The organism is Acidiferrobacter sp., assembly GCF_054609335.1.
Genome location: NZ_JBTRWP010000010.1, coordinates 1 through 16,289 on the forward strand (window position 1 = coordinate 1; position 16,289 = coordinate 16,289).

At 58.5% G+C, this 16,289-nt stretch carries 11 protein-coding genes, 2 tRNA genes and 3 pseudogenes; 12 read left to right on the forward strand and 4 right to left on the reverse strand.

Annotated elements, in window-relative coordinates; genetic code table 11:
* The 5 genes and pseudogenes from ACYCTF_RS03890 to ACYCTF_RS03910 form a co-directional block, all read left to right on the forward strand.
* A pseudogene (locus tag ACYCTF_RS03890) lies at nt 1-126 on the forward strand (IS630 family transposase); the annotation flags it as partial.
* Nucleotides 127-135: 9 nt separating this feature from the next.
* Nucleotides 136-365 (forward strand): annotated as a pseudogene (locus ACYCTF_RS03895) (IS21 family transposase); the annotation flags it as partial.
* A gap of 89 nt (nt 366-454) precedes the next feature.
* The gene (locus ACYCTF_RS03900; protein WP_461284563.1) at nt 455-1,465 is read left to right on the forward strand and encodes an NAD-dependent epimerase/dehydratase family protein; all 1,011 of its coding nucleotides are present in this window, start codon (nt 455-457) and stop codon (nt 1,463-1,465) included.
* Nucleotides 1,466-1,637: 172 nt separating this feature from the next.
* Nucleotides 1,638-2,225 (forward strand): TetR/AcrR family transcriptional regulator, encoded by a 588-nt coding sequence (locus ACYCTF_RS03905; protein WP_461284367.1) that lies wholly within the window; start codon nt 1,638-1,640, stop codon nt 2,223-2,225.
* Between the two features lie 73 nt (nt 2,226-2,298).
* Nucleotides 2,299-2,529, forward strand: a pseudogene (locus tag ACYCTF_RS03910) (IS3 family transposase); the annotation flags it as partial.
* A gap of 225 nt (nt 2,530-2,754) precedes the next feature.
* Here ACYCTF_RS03910 and ACYCTF_RS03915 read toward each other — a convergent pair.
* On the reverse strand, nt 2,755-4,947 hold the full coding sequence (locus ACYCTF_RS03915; protein WP_461284564.1) for an FAD-dependent oxidoreductase: 2,193 nt from the start codon (nt 4,945-4,947) through the stop codon (nt 2,755-2,757).
* A gap of 954 nt (nt 4,948-5,901) precedes the next feature.
* Between ACYCTF_RS03915 and ACYCTF_RS03920 the strand changes: the two genes are divergently transcribed.
* From ACYCTF_RS03920 to ACYCTF_RS03950, 7 genes are all read left to right on the forward strand, one after another.
* On the forward strand, nt 5,902-7,503 hold the full coding sequence (locus ACYCTF_RS03920) for a DHA2 family efflux MFS transporter permease subunit (RefSeq protein WP_461282705.1): 1,602 nt from the start codon (nt 5,902-5,904) through the stop codon (nt 7,501-7,503).
* A 518-nt stretch (nt 7,504-8,021) separates the two neighbouring features.
* A complete protein-coding gene (locus tag ACYCTF_RS03925) occupies nt 8,022-8,741 on the forward strand; it encodes a class I SAM-dependent methyltransferase (RefSeq protein WP_461282706.1) in 720 nt (239 codons plus the stop codon).
* A 441-nt stretch (nt 8,742-9,182) separates the two neighbouring features.
* The gene (locus tag ACYCTF_RS03930) at nt 9,183-9,758 is read left to right on the forward strand and encodes a M48 family metalloprotease (RefSeq protein WP_461284565.1); all 576 of its coding nucleotides are present in this window, start codon (nt 9,183-9,185) and stop codon (nt 9,756-9,758) included.
* A gap of 94 nt (nt 9,759-9,852) precedes the next feature.
* Complete coding sequence (locus ACYCTF_RS03935) at nt 9,853-10,404, forward strand: pilin (RefSeq protein ID WP_461284566.1); 552 nt, start codon at nt 9,853-9,855, stop codon at nt 10,402-10,404.
* Nucleotides 10,405-11,107: 703 nt separating this feature from the next.
* On the forward strand, nt 11,108-11,743 hold the full coding sequence (locus ACYCTF_RS03940; RefSeq protein WP_461282708.1) for a hypothetical protein: 636 nt from the start codon (nt 11,108-11,110) through the stop codon (nt 11,741-11,743).
* 563 nt (nt 11,744-12,306) lie between these two features.
* Nucleotides 12,307-12,381, forward strand: a tRNA-Gly gene (locus ACYCTF_RS03945).
* A 48-nt stretch (nt 12,382-12,429) separates the two neighbouring features.
* Nucleotides 12,430-12,503, forward strand: a tRNA-Cys gene (locus ACYCTF_RS03950).
* A gap of 249 nt (nt 12,504-12,752) precedes the next feature.
* Here the strand turns inward: ACYCTF_RS03950 and ACYCTF_RS03955 are convergent.
* Genes ACYCTF_RS03955 through ACYCTF_RS03965 form a run of 3 tightly spaced genes read right to left on the reverse strand, consistent with a single transcriptional unit; the run spans nt 12,753 to nt 16,287 of the window.
* Complete coding sequence (locus tag ACYCTF_RS03955) at nt 12,753-13,268, reverse strand: NADH-quinone oxidoreductase subunit B family protein (protein ID WP_461282709.1); 516 nt, start codon at nt 13,266-13,268, stop codon at nt 12,753-12,755.
* 7 nt (nt 13,269-13,275) lie between these two features.
* The gene (locus ACYCTF_RS03960; RefSeq protein WP_461282710.1) at nt 13,276-14,823 is read right to left on the reverse strand and encodes a hydrogenase large subunit; all 1,548 of its coding nucleotides are present in this window, start codon (nt 14,821-14,823) and stop codon (nt 13,276-13,278) included.
* A gap of 15 nt (nt 14,824-14,838) precedes the next feature.
* Nucleotides 14,839-16,287: a hydrogenase 4 subunit F gene (locus tag ACYCTF_RS03965; protein WP_461282711.1), complete on the reverse strand. Its 1,449-nt coding sequence runs from the start codon at nt 16,285-16,287 to the stop codon at nt 14,839-14,841.
* Between the last annotated feature and the right edge of the window lie 2 nt (nt 16,288-16,289).

Consider the following 16,289-nt stretch of genomic DNA (forward strand, 5'->3'; position numbering starts at 1 on the left):
CTGAATCCCCCAGAGCACGCGTTGGTGCTGTGCTGCGACGAAAAGAACCAAGTACAGGCGCTGGATCGGACCCAGCCGGGACTGCCTATCAAGAAGGGCCGCGCAGGCACCATGACCCATGACTATACATGAGTCGCCGGCGGGAAGTGCTTCACCGACTATGCCGGGCCCACCATAGGCGTCGTCTGCACCCGCACAGGCGAGATCCGCAAGGCCCAGATCTTCGTCGGGGTGCTGGGTGCCTCCAACTACACCTACTGCGAGGCCACCTGGACGCAAGGCCTACGCGACTGGGTGCGCTCCCATGCGCGGATGCTGAACTTCTTCCAGGGGTCAGCCAGATCCTTGTCTCGGATAACGCCAAGAGGGCATACGGTTTACCGTAGCCATGTCTTTACATAATAGGACACCCATCCTATTATGTATTGGATGACTGTCCAAATAGGGGCTGGCTATGACTCGGACTGTGTTAATTACCGGGGCGAATGGTTTTGTCGGTAGCCATATCCTGGCAGCCTTACGGGACGTTCGTGATACTCGCGTCATCGTGGCTTGTCGCGATCGCAACCGCTTGCCGTCAGGCTTTGATGGCGTGATACGTCAGGGGGATCTGCGGGATGCCGATTACCGGAAAGCGGTGGTGGAGGGCGTTGACGTGCTTTGTCACGCAGCCGCCTGGACTTCCCTGTGGGGCCACAAAGAGCAGTCGCGTCTCCTCTATCTCGAGCCCACCTTAAAGCTGATCGAAACGGCCAAGGCGGCGGGTGTAGCTCGTTTCATAAATATCAGTACTACGAGCGCCGCGGCGCCGGGGCGGTCGGCAGATCCCATGAGTTGCGGCATTCCGCGGCCGTTCTGGCCACACCTATGCAACGTGATTGCCATTGAGGATGCCTTGCGGTTAGCCGCGACCCCAACATTTCAGGTGGTCAATCTGCGTCTTGGCATCTTCGCCGGATCGGGTTATGGCTTGGGTCTCCTTCCTATCCTTGTTCCGCGCCTGAGAACCCATCTCGTTCCTTGGGTAGTAGGCGGTCGGACCCACTTGCCAATCGTTGATGGTCGCGATATAGGGCAGGCGTTTGCGTGTGCTGTCGCTGCGATAGATTTGCCGCCTTACGAGAGCGTTAATATCATGGGCCCAATAGCCCCAACCGTACGTGAGGTTATTACGCTCCTTCATGAAGAACACGGCTTACCGTGCCCTCATTTCAGTGTCCCATTTGGATTGGCCTATCCCTTCGGATGGCTTATGGAAAGACTGGACCCGATTGTCCCATGGGAACCTCTGGTGACGCGGAGCATTATTCATTTATTAGAGGAGGTCCATGTTGACAATAACAAGGCGGCGCGCGTACTAGGCTACTCCCCCGTATATGATTGGCGAGATACGGTGCGCACCCAGTTGGCGGAGATGCGTGTACGCGAGACACGCCCTATGAGGATGGCAAGACCTGTCACCTGATGATATGTTTCCCTTTTTTCTCGTTCTACGAGTGGCTGTGGTTCAGAGAAGAAGCTTAGGCTCCGGATGCTCCTACAGATTACGTTGTGAAGGAAGCGGGTGTCTTATATTCGGAGTGAATTGAATACACGGGAACACTCAAGACTTGGCGTTAAAATAGGCGATGCACGTTATGGCTAAGAAGGGCGACAAAACGCGGACCGATATTGTCGACTGCGCCAAAGATCTGTTTTATACGCAAGGTTACGAGAGGACATCTTTCACGGACATCGTGAATGCAACAGGGGTCTATCGTGGCAATATTTACCACTATTTTAAGAGCAAGGAAGAGATTCTTGAAGCTGTTATTGACCAGCGTCTGGCTGAATTCCGTATTGTGTTGAAGCAGTGGGATGTTCGGCATTCGACGCCAAGGGCCCGTCTTATGGCGTTCGTCCAGATGATAGCGAGCAAACGAAAAGATCTGACGCGGTATGGGTGCCCTATTGGCAGTCTTAATACCGAACTGGCGAAAGACCAACACGATTTGCAGCAATCATCGAAAGCCTTATTTGACCTATTTCGTGACTGGCTCACTGCGCAGTTCATAGCGCTCGGATATGCGGCGGAGGCGGAATCTCTGGCCCTGCATCTACTCGGTCGGGCGCAGGGTATTGCGGTCATTGCCCACGTTTACGGGGATGCAGCTTTACTCCAGGGCGAAGTTAGTCGACTGGAGGCCTGGATTGAAGAATCGATCGTGCAATCTGGTCTTTCTTAACCGAGTAGTTATTGTGTCGCTGTTTTTCGACTTCTCTTAGCGTCGTGGACGCGTGGCATTTGAGGGCAAGCAGTCAATGGATGGACGCGGGGCGTGGGGCAACAACGTGTTTGTAGAGCGCCTGTAGCGTAGCGTGAAGAACGAACGCATCTACCTCAAGGCCCATGATGCTATCAGCGCCGCCCGGGCCGACATCGGCTGCTAACTTGGGGGGTTCAATGCGCACCGGGGGTATTCCAGCCTCCATGGTCCCACGCCGCTCGAGGCCTCCATGAACTTTTCCCAACCAATTATGGCTGCGTAGAATGAATTCCTAGTGCACCCCAAATTGCCCACCGCCGTGGACCGCTCTGCACCGTACGAGCCCAGCCGGATTCCACTTATAATGCGGGGAAAGTCGTCCAAATAACCGGGGCCACTTCATGCTACGTTGCCCCTCATGGCCGGCTAACCTACAAAAGGACGCGAGCGGGAATGGCACGTGGTTTCTCAGCGCTACGCCCGCAGTCCGGCCAGCGAAGCGGAAGTTTCATGGGCCGCCTGGCCCCTCTACGGCGCCATCCCTTCTTGATGGGGCCGTGTCTCCGGTTATCAGGCGAGTGCTGCGCTTAAATGTAAGGTACGCCCAAAACCAGCTGAACATCACCGATATTCGGTTTCGCAAACCGACCAGAAGCGCCACATGAATCAGGCCCCAGAGCCACCAAGCCAGGGCTCCGCTGACATTGATCCGGTTGAAGTTTGCCACCGCGGCTTTCCGCCCGATAGTGGCGAGGCTCCCCATGTGACGGTACTGAAATGGCGGTGGCGCGGGCCGTCCCGTGAGTCTCCTGGAAAGAACGGTGGCCACGTAAGCGCCACCCTGTTTGGCAGCCGGCGCGAGACCGGGGACCGGTTTGCCTTTCCACGCGTGGGCCAGCGCGGTATCGCCGATGACAAAAACGTTCGGGAGATCGGCCACTGACAGGTCCGGTCCGACCATCACGCGCCCGCTACGGTCAGAATCGACATTGAGCCACAGCGCTGCGGGTGACGCCACGACACCGGCCGCCCACAATACAGTGCAAGCAGCAAGTCGGGTCCCGTTTATGAGGACCCCATTCTGGTCGATATGTTCGACCCTGCTCGCGAGCATGACCTCCACCCCCAACCCTTCAAGAGAGCGCTGCGCTTTTTCCGACAAGACGGCGGGGAAAGTAGGCAGTATGCGGGCCGCGGATTGGACTAGGACCACGCGGGCGCACCTGGGGTCGAAATGGCGAAACTCATTCTCCATACCATAACGGACCAGTTCAGCGATATCACCCGCCAATTCGACCCCTGTGGGGCCGCCGCCTACGATAACGAATGTCAGGAGCCCCAGGTGATCCGCGCGATCTTCCGTCGTTTCTGCCCGCTCGAAGGCGGAGAGAATGCGACGCCGTATTTCCACGGCATCATCGAGGGTCTTTAATCCCGGTGCGTACGGGGCCCAATCGTCACGCCCGAAATAGCTGTGGGATGCGCCTGTCGCAAGAACCAGAAAATCGTAAGACAGGGGCCGCTTGTCGATAAATACAGCCTGCTGCATGGTATCAACCGCAGTCACCTGGCCTAGCATAACATTGATATTGCAGTTATCACTGAACAAGCTGCGCACCGTCGACGCGATATCAGCCGGCGATAACGAAGCCATGGCCACTTGATACAGTAAAGGCTGGAATAGATGGTAGTTATGACGGTCGATCAAGGTCACGCGCACAGGTGCGCGTGCTAGCCTGGCAGCGCAGGCTAGACCACCAAAGCCTGCGCCGACGATGACCACATGCGGCGCCCCTTCAAGTGGTGATGTCTTCTTGTTCTCGATCTTCGAGACGACGGCGGAAATCCCTTGGTCGACCGATAGATGGCCAGGCCCGTAGAGCGCAAGCAGCGCGAGCGTCATCGAGAAATAAACGTCGGTCGGATCAGCCGCACCGACGATATGTATCCCGGCCACGATCGCGATCAGCGTGAGCGCAGCGGCACGTGTAAGTAGGCCAAAAGCGATGAGGAGTGCGCCGACAAGCGCCAGTGTAGGTGCGGGGGCAAAATGAGATAGCGAGTGCTCGGGGATCAAGGATTTCAGCGCGCCAGAGATGGGTGTCTCGGCGCTGACCGCGAGCAGCGCTAAAGCGAGCCATAGTCGGACCAGCAATTGGTAGTACGGCTTCAGGTATCGCGTGATGGCTCGCGCAAGCTTGGTGAGGGTGGCGGCGAACGGTAGGGCGCTATCCGCCAATCCGCGGGCGAGAAGACGATCGATGGATAGCGGCCCCGCGCCGCATACCACAAGCCAGCCGAACAGTACCGCCGAGTACAGGTTGATATCCAAAGGGACGTAATGGATCTGGACCACCAGCACGAGAATAAGCATATACAAGGCGGCCCAGCGCGTGGCCAACCCGAGAGCCAACAATGCCGGGACGACTATCTGAATCGCGCCGCTAAGATATGTGGTGCTGAGCGCCTCCACCCATGGAACGGGATAGGTCGCGCGCGACAGGTAAGGCCCAACACTGAGGTGGAACATCCGCAATATTCCGGACACGAAAAATACCTTCGCGAGCCACAGTCGGATCAAGACGTCTACCACGGACCCGCTGGATTGCTCGAGAAGCCGGTAGGCAGCCGTGATGACGCGCGCTGGTCTGGAGACCCACGCCGTTGCGAATGTGCTGAAGAAATGATGTAGTCTGCTCAAGCTATCGGCCCGTGGTTGTGAACTGTTTGACGAAGCAGGGGCCGGGTGACCTATCGAAGCGCTAGCGCCGCGTTTCGTCGATTTAGTCCTTTCGATGAGGCATAAGTTCCTATTAGGGCTGGGGTTGGGTGGGTGTCGCGCGCGGGGTCGCTTTCGTTGAGTAGGCATTTTGTTTGGGTAGTGGGGGCTCCGACTGCAACGTACCGGAAGATAGTCACGTCAGAATTGGAAACTGGTGGGTCTTTGACTTCTGTCTCTTGCGTCAAGATGTGGCGGAGGTGCCGCCGGGTTTGGGTCGCGTTGGCGGAGCTGCGATGGAGTTGAAATGCACGTCCGTGGACAGCGACCGGTCACGGTCCGCCATCCCCATAGTCCGCGCTGTCGGCTTCCAAGACGTGTCCGATTCACTGCGTCGACAATGACGACCAAGGCGGGGAATTCGGTCGGGTGCAATATCCCTATAGGTCCGTGCAGACACGGGACGTGTGCAGCCAGGCGTGAATGCCCACGTCTGTCTCGTGGCTTTAGGGACCCTCGGCAACACTCTATAGGCTCGTGTCCGGGTTGGGTCCGGCAGATGGTAGGCATGAATTGGCCCCTAGCCGTCTACGCCCAAACCGCATGTCGGTATAAGGGCGTGGGGCGATGGTGGGCCGTGCGGAGGCGGGCCGACCCAAAGCCGGAAGTCGTGAGGTCCAGCGCCTAACTCGGTTTGAGCTCGCATGAGAAGTTCTGCATAATTAAGCGCAATATTCTTGGCGCTCGGCGCACGCCAAGCGGCGGGTTGCCCGTACGAGCCGCGGCGGGTTCAGGCGACCACCTTTGGGCGAATGCGCAGCCACCCGTCAAGCGGCCTTTTGCCGCCCTATTCAGACTCATTCGGAGACTGGAAAATACGGTGCGTCTCTCAGACACAAGGGAGTATTTCCTAGAGCCCATCGATGCGCGTAACTGGTGGCGGCGTCGGCGCCGCGCCCGCGCAAGATGGGTGCGCTCACGCGCGTGAAGGACTCTGGAGGACCAGCAGCGCAGAATTTCTGGGCGGTCGCCTTGGTGGTGGCCTTCGCGGCGTTCATGGAGGTCCTCGATCTCACGATCGTCAATGTCTCTTTACTGCATATCATGGGCAGTATGGCTGTCTCTCAGGACAAGGCGATCTGGGTACTCACGGCCTACACCATGACCAATGCGATCATTTTGCCCTTGAGCGGCTGGCTTGCCACGAGGCTCGGACGCAAGCGCTACTTCATGGGTTGCATAGCCGCGTTCTCGGTGACCTCGCTCTTATGCGGCTTGAGCCCAAATTTTTCAACGCTGGTTATATTCCGAGCCTTGCAAGGCATTGCCGGCGGCGGGCTGCAACCGAATGCCCAAGCCATTCTGACGGATGCGGCACCTGCCGCGAAACGTGGAATGGCGTTTGCGGTCTATGGCATGGCTGTGGTCTTCGCCCCAGCCATCGGCCCCACGGTCGGGGGCTGGATCACTGATCACATCGGTTGGCGCTGGATTTTTCTCATCAACGTCCCGATCGGGCTGTTGCTTCTGCCCTTAGTGCAAGCGCTGGTCTACGACCCGGAATCGTTCGCCCAGGCACGCAGCGCGCAGCTTGCGTCTTCACGCCGCGCGGATTTCGCTGGCTTCGCACTCATCACCCTGGGCCTTGGCCTCATGCAGGTGGTGCTTGACCGAGGCCAACAAGACGGCTGGTTTGCGTCCCCTCCCATAGTGACCATGACTATCACGTGGATCCTGGCGCTTGCGGTTTTTGTCGTTCGGGAGTGGCGCAGGGCAGACCCGATCGTCGATCTGCGGCTTCTTCGTGATCCAGGCTTCGCTGCTGGCAATGTTCTTATGTTTATGCTTGGCGCCCTGCTTCTTGGTAGCACAGCTCTGCTACCACTCTTTATGCAGTCGCTCTTGGGCTACACGGCCGTCGACGCCGGTCTTGTTCTCTCCCCGGGGGGTTTGGTCATCATGGCGTTGATGCCTGTCGTGGGGCAGCTTATTTCGCGTCTCGACGCCCGCGTTCTGATAGCGAGCGGCCTCTGCGTCAGCGGCTTTGCAACGCTGCTCATGACGCATTTCGACACCCATACGGGATTTGCGACGCTTGTGTGGACACGCGCTATTCAGGCGGCGGGGCTCGCATTTTTGTTTATTCCCATCAACACACTGGCGTTCTCGTCCCTGCCCGCGACCAAGTCGAGCAATGCCTCAGCCATCATCAATATGTCGCGGAATATCGGGGGTAGCGTAGGCATGTCGATCGCCGCAACGATCCTTGCGCGGCGTGCCCAGTACCATCAAAGCCAGCTCGTGCAGCGCGTCACGCCCTATAACTCAGACGTGCACACTTACCTCGCAGCAGTCCAGAATGCCATCGGCCACCCCGCTCCCATGGCCGCGCTTGCCCATCTTTATATGGTAGTGGTGCGCCAGTCCGAGATGCTTGCTTACATTGATGACTTCGAGCTCATGGGAATTCTGTTTTTCGCCTGCCTGCCGCTCGTGTTGCTTTTTCGGCGTGGGAGGCCCGCGGTAGACGGCAAATGAAAGTGGCCCAGAGGTCGGTTCGAGGCGGGGTAGAGGTAGCGGGAGGGCCTAAGGTGTTTCCCGAAAGAATATTATGACCTTATATGCTTCCTCCGCGAGCGTGTTCCCATGGCCTGGCCCGTTAGACGCTCAAAGGCGTTCGGCCCCATGTTCCGGCACGATGCACGCCAAGCCCTGCGATCCAAGAAGGAAGGATAGCGCGCCGGATAGCAAGATATCGTATAAATCGGGTTAGGTAGCCTCTGAAAATCGCGCGCGGTTAACGCGTTCCGGACTGAGGCGGGCTACGGTCGGTAGACTCCGCTTGCACAGAATCCTGACCACTGCTCGGGATGCCTTTGACTGTACGCGCCATCCGAGGCGGCGCGAACCGTATTGAAAGGGACCTCTGTCGCCGCTCTGCAATCTCAATAGCCTATCCTTGAAGTGGGGTTGGCCGTAAACCGTAGCTTACGGACCCCACGGGCAGATTGAGGATCACCTTATCTGAAGATCATCAACGGCAAAAGGACATGCTCATGATTTTGGATAATCGTCGTACCTACAACGAACCTTGGCTGGATGAGCGGACGCGCCGACGTCCGGTGGGTGCTGGCCAGGGCATTGATGTGGCGAGCCAGCGCGCGGACGATCTGGATGAGCGTTGCCTGGCCTTCCTTGATGCGCGGTTCGCACGCAACCCCGCCGTGCGCCCCTCGGCCTTGGATCTGGCCTGCGGGCAGGGCGGGCAGGCGCTACGCATGGCCGCGGGTGGGGCGCAAGTCACCGCCATCGACCGATTGGATCAAGGTACCACATTGCAACGTGCGGCCTCCGACCGAGCTCTCTGGCAGCCGCCAGTCTTTGTGCAGGCCGATTTCCGGGCCTTACCCAATGCCTTGCCAGGCGCACCCTATGACGCAATCATTTGTCAGCGGGCCATCCACTATGTGAGCTATGACGAGGCCCTGACTGCCTTGCAGAGCTGGCTGCGTCACTTGAAGCCTGGGGGACGGATATTCCTGTCGGCTTCGGGACTTGCATCAGAATTGGGGCGCGGTTACCCCCATTGGGGACGACCCGTCGCAGAGCGTTGGGCAAGACTTGCCCCCGCGATGGCCGATCGGCACGACATCCGACAGCCCGTGTGCCTCTATGAGGCCATGGATCTCATTAACCTCTTGCATGCCGCGGGTTTCGGGATCGCCGAAGTGTTCCGATCGCCCTTCGGAAACGTGAAGGCGGTAGCGTTTGTCTAAGCCCTTACGCCGGACGGACTTCGAGGCGCGACCCTGGCCGTGTGGGCGCTGACAGCAGTGAGGTCCAACGCCCCACGGCAGAAGCCCCTTGAAGCGCGAGGTCGTCTTGCTGATATCGATCAAGAAGCGGGCGAAGCGCGACCCCTACGATGGACACACACGCTTTTGCGATGGAGCGGAACGCGCGAGCGAGCGGGCAAGCTTCCGCCGGCCCGCCACTGCCATTGGGGGGCGTGCGTCCCGATGCATTGGACGCCGCAGTCTCATTCCCGTCCGCCATCCGACTCATAGCCAATCTTGCAGGCCGTTGCGGGCTTACAGGCCGTTACGGGGCACTACAGCGCGCCTTGCCTTGACATGCTTATAGGCTAAGCCATGATTATGGGATAAAAACGCTCCAAATATTACAAGACGAGATAATAATAGAGGGGAGTGTGAATTGTGAGCGAAACGATATTTCCGCGTGACAAAACCCTGACCGCCCTGTCGCTGACGATTGGGATTCTTTTTTGGCTCGGGGTCGTTTGGGCAGTATCGCGCAACGGAACCGTGGCATGGGCCATGATGGTCGGCATTGTCGTAGTCGCGCTCGGAGTTGGGTCGATCCTGTACCTCTTCGTACAGTCCGCGGCTATCGCTTACCTGAGAGGTAACGCGACCGAGGTGACTGAAGGCCAGCTCCCGAATCTCTATAAACAACTCGCAACATGCTGTGATGTGCTGAGCGTGCCGCACCGGCCCACCATGTATATACGGAACGGAAACGGCGTATTGAACGCCTTCGCAACTCGGTTCCTTGGGCATAAGTACGTGATTCTCTTGTCCAGCATCGTCGACGCGATGGGCGGGAGCCCAAACGGTGTCCGGTTTTATATCGGGCACGAGCTGGGGCATGTGTTGCGGCACGACAATCCCCTGGTAATGCTCGTGCGCTGGCCAGCCCTGCGGTTGCCGCTCTTGGGCGCCGCATTCTCGCGCGCGCGAGACTACCTGCGATCGTCATGGCCTCGCCTGTAGCGAATCACCGGAAATGGCCGCTCGGTCTCTTGCGGCGCTGTCAGCCGGTGCGATGCACTGGAGCGACGTCTCGCTTGACGGGTATCGGCGACAAATGATCGCAGCGAAGGGTTTCTGGGATTCCTTTCACGAGCTGCTATCCAGTTATCCGTGGACCGCTAAGCGTATCCTGAGAGTCCTGGACGAGGCACCCGACATGCCGCGTCGGAATCCCTTCGCGTATCTTATGGCCGCGTTCGTGCCTTACGCTGGGCAAGGTATAGGCGCTGCAGTGGGGTTGATCATGTACATTTACGTGGTCGGCATATTGGCGGCGATTGCGATCCCCCAATACCACATGTACGTGACCCGCGCAATGCTCGCGCAGGCCGCGGCTGAGTCGCAGCCGGCCCGGCAACAGCTGGCCCAATACTATCTTTCTGAAGGAGCGGTTCCCCAGACCTTGAAAGTTGCAGGGATCGCCCGGCATCTGCCGAACGGGGTAGAGCTTGCGCTCAACCCACACGGCATGGTGCTGACCGTGCGTGCGCCATCCGGCGCGCTCATTTTTACACCCAGACGGCCGGGTAATGGCGGGCCGATCATGTGGACATGTACGGGAGGGGCTGGGGTGACACCCCAGGAATTAGGGCCCACCTGCCACTGAGGACGTCCGTGATTTGGGGGGCGCGGGCGATCGCGGATCATCGCGCGCCCCTATGCCGCTGGGTTGAGGCCTGCTTGGACAAGAGGAGGCGTGCAGCCTCGCCACGGCGGATGGGCTATTTCCGAGTGGGGGTAAGCGCATTGCCGAGCGCGTGCACCGATTGGATGCCAAGCCCCTTGCGGCAGACACGCAACACCAGGGTCACCATCGCGCGGCCGCATCTTTAACGGGCACGATGTCGGCTCCCCGTATCTGGCCCTTGCGGTGGACCCCTTAACGGGGTAGTCGCATGCCCCCTTATGGGCCCATACAGGCACGAGGGCACGGTTCGTGGCGGGCGCCGAAGACTCGGCAGGTAGCCGGGAGACCGTGGGCGCGGCGATTTCTTTCAAGGGTTATGTTCGCGAAGGAGGGTGCCACGGGCGCGACTGGTTCGCGCGGGTTGAGTTTTGACGTCCCGGTTTCGCATGTTCTTTTTGGGGGCTACTATTATCGGAGGTCTACGAATATCGACTGCGCTTCGACGGTATTTGGGCACGGACCTCGCCCTTGGGTGTGCGGGGCGTAATACAATGTCACGCGATGACGGTAGGGTGCGTCGCGCCCACATCAAAAAGAGCGGTTCAGTGGTTGGTTGGCCTGGGTAAAGGACATTGACGGCCCCTTGGCTGACGAGCTGCAGGGCGCAGGGGAGGATTTAAGCATGGCATTTGAGGCAACTCCATGGCTCGGACCCCTGGGTCCGAGGGACGGCAGGCTCGTAAAAGAAAGTCGCGAGCTTGCCGCGAGGTCGCCGCAGGTCTTCGTGAAGGCGGCGGTCCTATGGGCGCTACTAAGCGCCTGTATCGCGGTGGTGCAAGGGCGGGTTCAGCCCATGGTGTATGGGCGGGAGAAGATGGGCGGCTCGCTCGTGGCCGAGATGTTAATGTTTTTTCTTGGACTGGTGCTGGCTCTGTTTGTGGACGGATGGCTCAGTCGCTGGGCGCTTTACCGCATAAGCCGTCGGCAACCCTTATCAGTCTCGGAGGCCCCTCTGTACACGCTCCAGCCCGGGATATGGGCGGGGCTTGCATCGCTGAATTTTTTGGCGGCCGCCGCACGCCTTGTGACCCTTGTCTTGTCCCTCGCGGGGCTTGCTCCCACGACAGTGGGCGCGGTAGCGGCGGCCCTGGGGCTCACGGCAACCTTTCTCGGATTGCGTGCCATGGGCCTCTTCTATCGCCTGCGTCAGCCTGAATTGTTCGTATGGTCTGTCTTGTGGCCGCCGCTTGCGTTAGCCGCGATCATGATGACGGTGGCCATAGTGAGCGGCCAAATACCCAAGCTCCACGCTATGTAGGACGGGGCCTCACTGTCGGCGGCGTGACCGCGGGCGCGCGCAGTTAGTGTGGGACGGCGGCGAAAGGGTCATGATCGGAGGCGCGGGGGGCAACGGCGCCCTGGCAGCGCCGACTTATGCCTACTTAGGCCCGCCCGCTGCCTGACCTCATGGCGCACGTGGCCGCGGTCGGGACGGTGGTGATCGAGGGACCGGTCCTGGGCCGGACCCGATCCTTTCGATCTGTTTCCGTACCCGGACGGGAGCTTGATCGAGGCGGCCAATCCGTCGGATATTGAAGTGAGGCGCGGCTCAAAATCGCACGACACCGTTTCGATTATACGCGCGCGATCCAGTAAAGGTCGGGTGGAGGCCGTGCTGCGGCCGGTAGGTAGGCCCGAGGTCAGCTTATCCGAACGGGGCATACGGGCCAGGACCCCCAATGCTCGCGAGGCGGGCACCCAAGCCCGCGTCGATCAAGGTCGGCAGTTTTTGAGGTTGGGGCGGCCCAGAGGATGAGTGTCGAGCAGCCGGCCCGGCTTCAGCTTGACAGGGACGCAGGCGCGTTTACAATGCACGGGTCTGCGGGAATAGCTCAGTGGTAGAGCACAACCTTGCCAAGGTTGGGGTCGCGAGTTCGAATCTCGTTTCCCGCTCCAATTCTTCTCGCCCGGAATCGGGTCCCTTCGTCGTAACGCTAAGCTTAAGGCTGGGTGGCAGAGTGGTGATGCAGCGGCCTGCAAAGCCGTCAATGCCGGTTCGATTCCGGCCCCAGCCTCCACTAATTCCACAATAAAGAAACGAGTTAGAAAAAAGCGCCTACGGCGCGATTGCGGCATTTTTTCTAGCGGAGTGTCCCTGGATTGTCCCGCCAACTCCATCGATATATGTAGAGGTCGCCGTGGCCACGCTGCAGTGAAGACCTTGTAGAATACATCCCTGTAAATACAACAACTTAGCCCGACGCGCCCCCGCGAATAGCGAAAGACAGGCGAGTTCCAGGCAGACACAATCCGCAGTCTTGACGTATTTATGGCGAGACGCTGGTACCGATAAGTGCCACAAAAGCGTCTATTATCGCGGCCGGCGTCGGTGGGCAGCCGGCGATGGTGATATCGACGGGGATCACGGCGGCCACCCGACCCACGGTGGCGTAATTCGCATGAAAAATACCGTGGCCCATTGCGCAGTCGCCGAGAGCCAGCACGCGCTTGGGTTCAGCTAAGGCCTCATAGGTGCTCAGTAAAGCGGGGGCCATATGACGCGAAACGGGTCCTGTGACCATGAGAATATCAGCATGCCGGGGACTAGCAACAAAATGTATGCCGAGACCCTCCAGGTTATAGTAGGGATTGTTGACGGCATGAATCTCGAGTTCGCAGCCGTTGCATGACCCGGAATCGACATGGCGTACCGCAAGGGCTCGACCGAGTTGACGGAGGAGCGCGCGGCTTGATTCGTGAGCGTCTTGAGTGAAATGTTCGGGAGCAGGTCTGGGGATAGAGACGATACCTGTGGCGATAAGGCGCCTGATCAGTTTGTGCATATGAGCCTCAGAGATCGTGACCGCTATAGGCGAGATTGAATGATGTATTGATCAAGGGGAAATCGGGTACTAGGTTTCCGATCACAGCCTGCTCAACTAGTGGCCAATTCTGCCAAGAAGGGTCGTGGATGTGGACGTGATGTAAACAGTCCGGGGCCGCTCTTTCGATAGCAACGAATACTTCTCCACGCCAACCTTCGACACAGCCGAGTCCCTGCTTCCCTGTAGCCGTCGGCGGCGCACTTATCAGCGGGCCAGCTGGTAAGTCCGCCAGGATGTGCCGCATCAGACGTAGCGACTCAAAGATTTCATCGAAGCGCAGCGCAACGCGAGCGGCCACATCGCCTTGCCTATGGGTAGCGATCCGAGGGGCTAGCGTGTCATAAGGAGGACTTGGGAATTCCGTGCGCATATCGCGAGCAAGGCCGCTTGCGCGCGCCGCGAGTCCTACCCCGCCCAAAGCTTCGATTCGCGCGGCCGTAAGGCACCCTATACCGATAAAGCGTTCCTGCAGACCCGCATGGTCGGCCAATATGTCCTGAAGAACACGGACAGCCTGTTCCAGGTCGTTGCATTCTTGTTGCATCTGCGCCCGATCCTGGTGAGTGAGGTTGTGCGCTACCCCGCCGGGAACAATGGCATCCATTAAGTATCTGTGACCCCAAAAGCGCTGGTGCGTCTGTATCCAGCGCTCCTTCAAAAGCGAAAATTGGGTCTGGCCAAAGGCTAGGCCACCATCATTGCTCAAAGCGCCGATATTCCCCAAATGATTGGCGATGCGCTCACGCTCCAAAAGCAGACCTCGCAACCACTGTGCTCGTGCGGGTACCACGCAAGAACTCATACCCTCGATGGCCATCGCATAGGCCCAGGTATAGGCGACCGTGCTGTCGGCACACACACGACCCGCCAACCGCGCACCTTCAAGAAGCCCAAGGGATTCAAAGCGCTTTTCAATGCCTTTGTGGGTATAAGCTAAACGCTCCTCCAGGCGTATGATCTCATCGCCGACGATAGCTAGCCGAAAATGCCCTGGCTCAATCGTGCCAGCGTGTACGGGACCGACGCCCATTTCATGGATGCCGTCGCCTTTGACCCTGACAAACGCGTAATTCTCCTCGTGGCCACCTGGCGTTGCGGCCGATACCGTGAAATCGCGCCGTAAAGGAAATTCGTGGGCGAGCCACGCCCCATGGCGGAGCCAGGGGCGCGTATCGGGCGCACCAGACGATGCTCCCAAGAGGTCATAAATTGCCCGCTGTCGACGGATAGCCGCGGGAAAAGTATCGCTTACGTCAGGGTAATTCGGGTTCGTCTCATCCATGCCGTAGCTAATCCAGAGCCAGTGATCGGCAAACAGCAGTACGGCGTGCACCAAAAACTCCGCCTGTTCGGGCCGTGCGTCAGTCGCCCAAAGTGCGATCAGGCGCCCATTGGCCTCGCGGCATTGTAAAAAGAGGTCCCGCCATTGGCTTTTGTCCACCCGTGCACAATAGGTCGGCGCTACCCCGTTTACGGATTCCCATGGAACGTCCTGCCAAAGCGGTGTTTTCATCGAATCTTTAAGTCCCTAGCGGTGTATCATTCCCGCCACATGCGTATACCAAGACGCAAGGATCGGTGGGATATAGAGCCCCAACATCAGCACTAAACCTAAATGAATGAATGAGGGGATGAGTGACGGGGGGCTTGGTGCCTTGGGCACGTTACTGGTACCGAACACCATCGATTGGGTCTTGCCAAAAATGGCGGCGAAGGCGACGCCCAGTCCCAAGATGAGGAATGGTAAGGACCAAGGTTCCTGGTGAATAGCAGCCGTTAGAATAAGAAACTCACTGGTAAATACGCCAAACGGCGGAATGCCAAGAATTGCAAGACTGCCTAGCATCAAACTCCAACCCATCCCTGGATTGCGTTCTAAGAGCCCGTGAATTTGGTCGATTTGCTGGGTGCCGGCCTTTTGCGCTACGTGGCCGCTGCTAAAGAATAGCGAAGATTTGGTCAGCGAATGAACCGTCATGTGGAGGAGGGCGGCAAAGCTCGCAAGCGGTCCGCCCATTCCAAAGGCAAACGTGGCAAGCCCCATATGTTCAATGGAGGAGTAGGAAAAGAGCCGTTTTATGTCTCGCTGCCGCGAAAGCGAGAAGGCGGCTACGAGCACCGAAATCAAACCAAAGCCCATCATGAGTGCTCCTGGCCAATTGTCGTGCAATGAGCCGTCAGCGAGGACCTTGAAGCGGACAATCGCGTAGAGCGCCACGTTCAAAAGCAGTCCCGAAAGAATGGCGGATATGGGTGTCGGACCTTCCGCGTGCGCATCAGGGAGCCAGTTGTGCATGGGGACGAGACCGACCTTGGTTCCGTAGCCGACTATCAGAAACACGAAGGCCACACCGACGATCGTCGGATCGAGATGTCCTTTGACCTGGTTGAGTCGCGTCCACAAAAGACCGTTATGGGGGCCGATAAGGCTGTGGGCCGAGAAGTACAGCAAGATGGTGCCAAATAGTGCGAAGGCGATCCCCACTCCGCAGAGAATAAAGTATTTCCATGCTGCCTCGAGGCTCGCCGGCGTTCTGTATAGGCTAACAAGCAAAGCCGTGCTAAGTGTCGCACCTTCCATCGCCACCCAGAGGATGCCGATGTTGTTGGTCAGGAGCGCAAGGAGCATGGTGAATGAAAAAAGTTGGTACATGCTGTGGTAAAGACGAAGGCGCGCGGCTGTAACCCGGCCCGAATGGCGTTCGATCCGCATATAGGCCCTGCTGAATATCGCAGTGGTCATAGCGACGAAGGCGGTGAGATCTACCAGAAAAATATTGAATGGGTCGACAAAGAATTGTGCGTCGTGGGTAAGCCAAGGGCCGTGGACGATAATGCGTTGCGTAAGGACTATGGCCGCCGCTAATGTCGCCAGGCTAAAGGCCGCGTTCGCAAAAAAAGCGTGCTCGCGATGCCCAAAGAGTCCCAAATAAGCGGCGCCTATGAGTGGGATAGCCAAGACCCAGAGTAGAGACATCA